Below are 8,706 nucleotides of genomic sequence, written 5' to 3'. Positions count from 1 at the left end.
GGTCCGTTGAAATCGGAACGAAGCGGGATCGCTGAAGCCATGGCAAACCTCCGTTTGCCTCCATCGATTCAGACTTCGCCCGCCTTGGGAACCCCTACAGAGTCAGCTATCGCGCACGTTGGTATTAGATCCGCTTGACCCCGGTATATTCGACCATGCGGCCATCGACGAGGCGGATGGCAGCCCTCAGGCCGCGTTTGCCGGCAACGGTGAAGACCATCCTGTCTGCCGTCTGCTCCTTGAGCTTCAGCAGGTTGCCGTCGCGATCTGCGATAAAATCGGTCTCGAAGTCGCTGTCGTGGAGTCCCGCGTCGGCTAGAAACCGCGCGTTCTCAGCTGCGATTTCGATGGCAGCCTTTCGGTGCGACCTGCTTTGGATGCCCCAGACGTTACCGATGAGAACGCATATAAAGCCGAAGCCGATGACGGCGGCTACGAGAAGCGGATTCTGGCCATCGCTGTCCGCGATGAAAGCGGCAAATGCCAGCCCGAAGAGGCCGACGCTGATGAGGACAAGCGACCCGATGACATTGACGAAGAAGAAGTAGGCCGAGGATCGACCAATCCCGAGATACAGGTTCCGAAACCCGTACACGATGCAGAAGATTACTACGAGTATCAAGACCAGCGGGTTCTTCTTGGCAGCCTGGTACGCGTCTCGCCCAAAGCTACCGCCAAAGCCGTAGGTGGCAGAGCGTATCAGGTCATCAATCACGATTGTCGGCCCCACCACGCGAAACCCAGGCTGCCGCAGGTTTGGGCGGCTTGGCCGTGCAAATCCACAAGGTCGCCCCGACGATGAGAACGGGGAGAACAATGAGCTTGATCAAGTAAGCAACGGCTATGGCAACTGATGCCTCAAAGAGCTGTGTCGCTAATTGAAGCCCTTCGGTCACCATCCGGGCGTTGCCTTTTATTCTCTCAGGAATCGCTTGGGCCAAGCCGCCGACCGCCGATGCGGCGTTGCCTATTGCTTCAGTGGATCCTTCATATGCATCGCCAATTCCGCCTAGCGCTCTGCTGAAAATCCCGGGAGCGTCTTCGTCCGGTAATGATCCGGCTTGGTCGGTTTCGACGGCGGCTTCAGGCTCGATGACCACAGGCAGATCCAAGGGAAGATCATTGCCGAATGCTTCGTCCAGTTCGCCGAAGACAGCGCTCGCCTGGTTCCACGCCTGTGCGGTCAGTTGGTCCCCTGCCAAGAACGCAATTGAAAACGCCGCGGGCACTATGAGCGCAGCAATTAAAGCAACAGCGATGCCGCGGTTCAAAAAGCCCACGAGGACTGGCGCGCGATAGCGCTCTGGAAGGGTGCTCAACATGAGCAGGCTCCCGGCGAGTACGACAAGCAAGCCTGCGCCAACGGTCGCTGCGGGCATAATGATGATGCTCAGCACGCCTGAGACGAGGACGATCACAAAGAGGAGATCTGCCAGCCTCTCGATTGTGTCGGTTACCGGTTCCAATGCTCTTCCGGGGCTGGCTGTGACGCTGGCCACTACGCCCGATGCTTGAACGTCGACGTCCTTTGCAATGCTCATCACCGAGTTGGCTACCCTAAGGGTCCCGTACAGCGTGATGGCGCTCGCCGTTACCTGGGTATTATAGCGACTTGCATTCTCGGCGAACGGGTTGAAGAATAAGAGGAGTGCGCCGACAAGCAAAGCAACGATAACGGGTACCGATGATCTAAACTGTGTCTTGCGCAGGGAGGATGTCTGGTCGGGTTCAATTTCATGCACAAGAATATTCCATCGCCTTCACATCCTCCTGAGTTGAAGGCGGTGTCATTGAGTTTGGGCCGATCCGAGGAGTACGCAGAGGACCGGCCGCGAGAGGTGATCCTACTCGCCCGGTTTACTGCGCGCCTGAGCGGCGCGCAGTTTTATACCGTGTGAGATGACGGCCTTCTGTAGACCGCCTCCCGCTTCGTGTCCTCAGCTGCACCCGCTCGTCGAGCCGCACGTGTCGCACTTCAGGCAGGTGCCGTTCCGCACCATGGTGAAGTTGCCGCATTCCGAGCAGCTTTCGCCGGTGTAGCCCTTCATCATCGCGATGGTCCGGCGTTCGGCGCTGGAGACGTTGGGCGAGCTGCCCTGCGCGACGTTGGCGGTGTCCCGGTCGCTGGCCGGGAAGGCCAGCGGCTGGTCGAACAGGCCCTGCGCCGGGGTGGTGTCGGCGACGGGTGCCGGCTCGTCGATCGGCGCCTGCTCGTAGTCGCGCTTGAACGCCGTGGCGCCAGCGGACACGGCAGCCACCGGACCGCGGGGGGCGGTGGCTGCCGGGGTGCGGACGGTGCCGGCGGTGGTTGCCGGGCGGCCGGCCGTGTTGGCGGCGGTGACGACAGCCTTGACGCCTGCCACCGGTGCGGCGCCGCCGGCCGAGCCCTGCGGCTCGCTCGATGACACCAGCCGGAAGCGCGCGGTCTGGCCGCGCACCATGCCGTGCGACACCGGCATTGGCGCCGGCTTGTCGCCATCGACGCCGCGGCCGAGGCTGGAGGCGCCGAAATCCTCCGGCTGCACATGGGCGAGATCGTGCCGGTCGAGGTAGGAGACCGCCAGTTCGCGGAAGATGTAGTCGAGGATCGACGTGGCGTTCTTGATCGCCTCGTTGCCCTGGACCATGCCCGCCGGCTCGAAGCGCGTGAAGGTGAAGGCCTCGACATATTCGTCCAGCGGCACGCCGAACTGCAGGCCGAGCGAGATGGCGATGGCGAAATTGTTCATCATCGCGCGGAAGGCGGCGCCCTCCTTGTGCATGTCGATGAAGATCTCGCCGATCCGGCCGTCGTCGAACTCGCCGGTGCGCAGATACACCTTGTGGCCGCCGACGATGGCCTTTTGGGTGTAGCCCTTGCGCCGGTTCGGCAGCTTCTCGCGGTCGCGCACCACCTTCTCGACGATCCGCTCGACGATCCGCTCGGCAACCTCGGTGGCACGCGCCGCGGGCGGCGAGGCGATGAGGGCGGCCGTCGCCATCTCGACGACGTCCTCGTCCTCGTCATCCTCGTCGGCGATCAGCGAGGCGTTGAGCGGCTGCGACAGCTTCGAGCCGTCGCGGTAGAGCGCGTTGGCCTTCAGCGCCAGCTTCCACGACAGCATGTAGGCGGCGTTGCAGTCCTCGACCGTCGCGTCGTTCGGCATGTTGATCGTCTTGGAGATGGCACCCGAGATGAACGGCTGCGCCGCCGCCATCATGCGGATGTGGCTGTCCACCGAGAGGTAGCGCTTGCCGATCCGGCCGCACGGGTTCGCGCAGTCGAACACCGGCAGGTGTTCGTCCTTGAGGAAGGGCGCGCCTTCGAGCGTCATCGCGCCGCAGACATGGATGTTGGCGGCGTCGATGTCCTTGCGGCTGAAGCCGAGGGCCGGCAGCATCTCGAAGGAGAAGTCGTTCAGCTCGGCGTCGGTGAAGCCCAGCACGTCGCGGCAGAAATCCTCGCCGAGCGTGAACTTGTTGAAGACGAACTTGATATCGAAGGCCGCGCCAAGCGCCGCGTTGAGGCTCTCGATCTGCGCGTCGCCGAAGCCCTTGGCCCGCAGCGAGGACGGATTGACCGCCGGCGCCTGGTTGAGATTGCCGTGGCCGACCGCATAGGCCTCGATCTCGGCAAGCTGGCTTTCAGAGTAGCCGAGCGAGCGCAGCGCGTCGGGCACCGCCCGGTTGATGATCTTGAAGTAGCCGCCGCCGGCGAGCTTCTTGAACTTCACCAGGGCGAAGTCGGGCTCGATGCCGGTGGTGTCGCAATCCATGACCAGGCCGATCGTGCCGGTGGGCGCGATGACCGAGACCTGGGCGTTGCGGAAGCCGTTCTTCGAGCCGAGCTCGACGGCTTCGGTCCAGGCGGCCTTGGCGCGGCCGGACAGGCGCTTGTCCTTCACCGAGGCGTGGTCGAGCGGCACCGGGTCGACCGCCAGGCCCTCGTAGCCGTTGGCGATGCCGTGGGCGGCGCGGGCATGGTTGCGCATGACGCGCAGCATCGGCTCGGCATTGCGCTCGTAGTCGGGGAAGGCGCCGAGCTCGCCGGCCATCTCCGCCGAGGTGCGGTAGGCAACGCCCGTCATCAGCGCCGAGATGGCGCCGCAGATGCCGCGGCCCTCGTCGGAATCATAGGGGATGCCGGCGGTCATCAGCAGGCCGCCGATATTGGCGAAGCCGAGGCCGAGCGTGCGGTAGTCGTAGGAGCGCTGGGCGATTTCCTTCGACGGGAACTGCGCCATCAACACCGAGATCTCGAGGACGATCGTCCACAGCCGGACGGCGTGCTCGAAGGCCGGCGCGTCGAAGCGGCGGAGGCCGTCGGCGGTCTTCTCCTCCTGGAACTGGATGAGGTTCAGCGAGGCGAGATTGCACGCCGTGTCGTCGAGGAACATGTATTCCGAGCACGGGTTCGACGCGCGGATGCGGCCGGCCGTCGGGCAGGTGTGCCAGTCGTTCATCGTCGTGTTGAAGTGCAGGCCGGGATCGGCCGAGGCCCAGGCGGCGTAGCCGATCTGCTCCCACAGCTCGCGAGCCTTCAGCGTCTTCGCCACCTTGCCGTCGGTCCGCCGGATCAGGTTCCAGTCCGCGTCCTGCTCGACCGCCCGCAGGAAGTCGTCGGTCAGGGACACAGAGTTGTTGGAGTTCTGGCCGGAGACGGTGAGATAGGCTTCGGAGTCCCAGTCGGTGTCGTAGACCGGGAATTCGAGGTCGGTGTAGCCCTGGCGCGCGAACTGGATGATGCGCTTGACGTAGTTCTCGGGCACCTGGGCGCGCTTGGCGTCCTTCACGGCGCGCTTCAGCGCCGGGTTCTTCATCGGGTCGTGGCAGTCGCCCTCGGGGCCTTCGCAATTAACGCAGGCCGACAGGATCGCCTTGAGGTGCTTGGAGACGGTCTTCGAGCCGGTGACGAGCGCGGCGACCTTCTCCTCCTCGCGGACCTTCCAGTTGATGTAGGTCTCGATGTCGGGGTGATCGATGTCGACGACGACCATCTTGGCGGCCCGGCGCGTCGTGCCGCCGGACTTGATGGCGCCGGCCGCGCGGTCGCCGATCTTCAGGAAGCTCATCAGGCCGGACGACTTGCCGCCGCCCGCCAGCTTCTCGCCTTCGCCGCGCAGATGCGAGAAGTTCGACCCGGTGCCCGATCCGTATTTGAACAGGCGCGCCTCGCGCACCCACAGATCCATGATGCCACCCTCGTTGACGAGGTCGTCGGCAACCGACTGGATGAAGCAGGCGTGCGGCTGCGGGTGCTCGTAGGACGTCGCCGAACGGGTCAGCTGGCCGGTCCGGTAATCGACATAGAAATGGCCCTGGCTCGGACCGTCGATGCCATAGGCCCAGTGCAGGCCGGTATTGAACCACTGCGGCGAGTTCGGCGCGACCTTCTGGGTCGCCAGCATGAAGGCGAGCTCGTCGCGGAAGGCGCGCGCATCGTCCTCGGAAACGAAATAGCCGCCCTTCCAGCCCCAGTAGGTCCAGGTGCCGGCAAGGCGATCGAACACCTGCCGAGCGTCCATCTCGGAGCCGTAGCGCTGGTCCTCGGGCAGGGCCTCAAGCGCCGCCTCGTCGGCGACCGAACGCCACAGGAAGGAGGGAACGTCGTTCTCCTCCACCTTCTTCAGCTTCGCCGGGACGCCTGCCTTGCGGAAGTATTTCTGCGCCAGGATGTCGGATGCCACTTGGCTGAACTGCGCCGGCACGTCGATGTCGGCAAGTCGGAATACCACCGAGCCGTCCGGGTTGCGGATCTCGCTGGTGGCCTTCCTGAAGGCGACCGACTCATAGGCGCCTTCGCCAGCCTTGGTGTAGCGGCGCTCGATCTTCATTCCCATGATGGTCCCATCCTCGTATCGCAAAATGTTGCCGCGAAGGGTCACGATGGTCGGCGAAAACCCCCGTCCGCCTGGCCCGGCCCCCGTAATCGTTAGAATCACGCATCTTGTATGACGGCGGCCCAACGACACTAGATATAGTGCATCGAGGGTGGTTACGCGAACCTTAATTCGGACCGGGGCGGGGTTTTCCCCGCTATCCCCGCAACGCTGCGATGCGTTGGCGGGGCCTATTCGGAACGCACGAGCCGGCCGGAAACACGCAGTTTTCCGAAGCTAGGGCGAGTCCGGTCGGGCGGTCAAATGACGATTGGGGAAGGGCGCTAAATAGCAGCGACACGGTCGGGCGACCTGAGGAAAGCGAGGATAAGCCTGCTTACGAGACGATGCCTGTCGCTGTTGCGGGCGTGCCGGCGGTCCGAGCGACAGGCTGAGTCGGAAGGTGCCGAATCGGCCGTGCGCCGGGCTTCAGCCGGCGGTGCTCTTGCTGATCGGTGCCTGGAAGGTCAGGCCGAGATCCCAGGGGAAGTAGATCCAGGTGTCCTGGCTGACCTCGGTGATGAACGTGTCGACCAGCGGCCGGCCCTTCGGCTTGGCATAGACCGTGGCGAAATGCGCCTTCGGCAGCATAGCCCTAACAAGGCCGGCGGTCTTGCCGGTGTCGGTCAGGTCGTCGATGATCAGGATGCCTTCGCCGTCGTCCTCGAGCAGCGACGGCGCGATCTCCTTCAGGACCTTGAGCTCTCCCTGCTCGGTGTACTCGTGATAGGAGGCGATGCAGACGGTCTCGATCAGCCGCGTGCCGATCTCGCGGGCAATGATCGCCGCCGGCACCAGGCCGCCGCGCGTGATGCAGACGATCGCCTTCCAGTCGCTGCGCAGGCCGGCCAGCCGCCAGGCGAGCGCGCGGGCATCGCGATGGAACTGGTCCCAGGAAACCGGGAAGGATTTTTCGACCGTGGACATGACGCGCTTCCGGACTGCGGGAAAGAGCGATTTCGATAGGCTGAATCTTCGTCGGGACGCAAGGTGAGACGGACCAGTCGGCCTGAGGGGCAGGGGACGATGCAGGGCGCGCCATCGAGCCGGAAACCGAAGCCCCGCCACTGGGGCCGCCGCATCGTGATTGCGATCCTCGTACTCGCGATTGTCTGGGGGCTCGCGGCCTATGTCCTGCTGCCGCTGGCCTGGGCGCGCCACGACCGCCAGCCGGGGCTGGCGGACAAGGAGATGGTCACCCGCACCGGTGACGGCATCGCTGGCGATCCGTTGAATGTCGGCCTGGTCGGCGCACAACGCGATGTCGTGCTGGCGATGCATGCCGCCGGCTGGTTTGCCGCCGACCCGATCACGCTGCGCAGCAGCATCGACATTGTCGGCAGCGTGGTTCTGGATCGTCCCTATCCGGAAGCGCCGGTGAGCCCGCTGTATCTGGACGCGCGCCGCGAGGATCTGGCTTTCGAACTACCGGTCGGCAGGAGCGCCGACCGGCGGCTGCATGTCCGGCTCTGGCAGGTGCTGGAGAAGGCCGAGGAAGGCCGGCCGCTGTGGCTTGGCGCGGTAACCTACGACGCCGGTGTCGGCATCAGTCACTATACCGGTCAGGTGACCCACCGGATCGGCCCCGACGTGGACAAGGCCCGCGACGAATTCGCCGCCGACCTGGCGGCGGCCGGCATGGTTGCGGTCACCTACGAACTGCCCGGCATCGGCCCGACCCTGTTCGGTCGCAACGGCGAGGGCGATCCGTACCACACCGACGGCGACATCCGGGTCTCGGTGCTTGTGCCGGACGGCGAGCGGCGTAGTGCACGGCCCGAGGAACTGGCGAACCCGCCGCTGATCGATCTGCGCAGCGCGATATGGCGCACCGTCAACGACGCCCTCGCGCCAGACCGATGAGCGCTGCGGCTCAGCCTGGCGTGGCGGCCGGGGCGCCGCTGGCCTTGTCGGCGAGCATGGTGGACACGGCCGAAGCGGCGGCGTCGAGGGCGGCCTTGTCCCGCGACCGGATCACGATCTCCGTGGAGAACCGCTCGCCGTCGAAGCGCGGGTAGGAGCCGATCGCGACGCCCGGGTGCAGCTTCGACAGCGCCCGCAGCGGGTCGCCGATGTCGCCCTCGCCGTAGGGGCACGCGACGGCGACGCTCTCGATCGCCTGGCCGGCGGGCAGGCTTTCGATGACCTTGCCGAGCATCGCCTGGAAGACGTTGGGCACGCCGGCCATGACGAAGACGTTGTCGACCCGGAAGCCCGGCGCGACGGAGACCGGATTGTCGATCAGGCTCGCGCCCTCGGGCGTCCGCGCCATGCGCCGCCTGGCCTCGGTGAATTCCAGTCCGCGGGCGACGTAATGCGCCGAAAGCCGGCTCATTGCTTCGGGATGCTCGCCGATGGGCAGGCTGAAGGCTGCCGCCACCGCGTCGGCGGTGATGTCGTCATGGGTCGGGCCGATGCCGCCGGAGGTGAAAACGTAGTCGTACTGCCGGCGCAGCGTGTTGAGCGTGTCGGCGATGAGATGCGGCTCGTCGCCGACGATGCGCACCTCCTTCAGGTCGATGCCGGCAACAGTCATCATCTCGGCGAGATAGCCGATGTTGCGATCCTTCGTCCTGCCGGAAAGAAGTTCATCGCCGATGGCGAGCATGGCGGCGGTGGCAGGGATCATTCTGAACTCCGGGGCGACTGATAAATCATAAGAAGGTCCAAGCCACGCAGAAGGCAAGGTGGCAGGAACGATGATCGTCGCCGCGCGACCTCAGAGCCCGATTTGAAAGAGGTTGAGCGATATCAGTGAGTTGTGATTCCTCGTCGTTGTCGAGACGATGGAGGATGATCATGACCTGGACTGATACCGCCCGGCGCGAGCATAATCGGGATCGGGCGC

General features: G+C 64.8%; 6 protein-coding genes. 1 reads left to right on the top strand and 5 read right to left on the bottom strand.

Annotated elements, in window-relative coordinates; all coding sequences use genetic code 11:
- Positions 1 to 124: 124 nt before the first annotated feature.
- From GTW51_RS22910 to gpt, 4 genes are all read right to left on the bottom strand, one after another.
- Positions 125 to 715, bottom strand: coding sequence for a hypothetical protein (locus tag GTW51_RS22910; protein ID WP_163046339.1), 591 nt, complete (start codon positions 713 to 715; stop codon positions 125 to 127).
- Positions 708 to 1,742, bottom strand: coding sequence for a hypothetical protein (locus GTW51_RS22905; RefSeq protein WP_163046338.1), 1,035 nt, complete (start codon positions 1,740 to 1,742; stop codon positions 708 to 710). The genes GTW51_RS22910 and GTW51_RS22905 overlap by 8 nt, the downstream gene beginning before the upstream one ends.
- Before the next feature lie 195 nt (positions 1,743 to 1,937).
- Positions 1,938 to 5,813: a vitamin B12-dependent ribonucleotide reductase gene (locus GTW51_RS22900; protein WP_425483308.1), complete on the bottom strand. Its 3,876-nt coding sequence runs from the start codon at positions 5,811 to 5,813 to the stop codon at positions 1,938 to 1,940.
- 474 nt (positions 5,814 to 6,287) lie between these two features.
- Positions 6,288 to 6,785 carry a xanthine phosphoribosyltransferase gene (gene gpt / locus GTW51_RS22895; RefSeq protein ID WP_163046336.1) on the bottom strand — a complete coding sequence of 166 codons (498 nt, stop codon included), beginning with the start codon at positions 6,783 to 6,785 and terminating at the stop codon, positions 6,288 to 6,290.
- 99 nt (positions 6,786 to 6,884) lie between these two features.
- Between gpt and GTW51_RS22890 the strand changes: the two genes are divergently transcribed.
- The gene (locus GTW51_RS22890) at positions 6,885 to 7,721 is read left to right on the top strand and encodes an LssY C-terminal domain-containing protein (protein ID WP_163046335.1); all 837 of its coding nucleotides are present in this window, start codon (positions 6,885 to 6,887) and stop codon (positions 7,719 to 7,721) included.
- A gap of 10 nt (positions 7,722 to 7,731) precedes the next feature.
- On the opposite strand, the gene GTW51_RS22885 is transcribed toward GTW51_RS22890, so the two are convergent.
- Positions 7,732 to 8,487 carry a competence/damage-inducible protein A gene (locus GTW51_RS22885; protein ID WP_246233376.1) on the bottom strand — a complete coding sequence of 252 codons (756 nt, stop codon included), beginning with the start codon at positions 8,485 to 8,487 and terminating at the stop codon, positions 7,732 to 7,734.
- Positions 8,488 to 8,706: the final 219 nt, after the last annotated feature.

The organism is Aurantimonas aggregata, from assembly GCF_010500835.1.
Classification (GTDB): domain Bacteria; phylum Pseudomonadota; class Alphaproteobacteria; order Rhizobiales; family Rhizobiaceae; genus Aurantimonas; species Aurantimonas aggregata.
The sequence above is the reverse complement of the archived record's forward strand: the minus strand, read 5'-3'. Positions and strand labels throughout refer to the sequence as shown.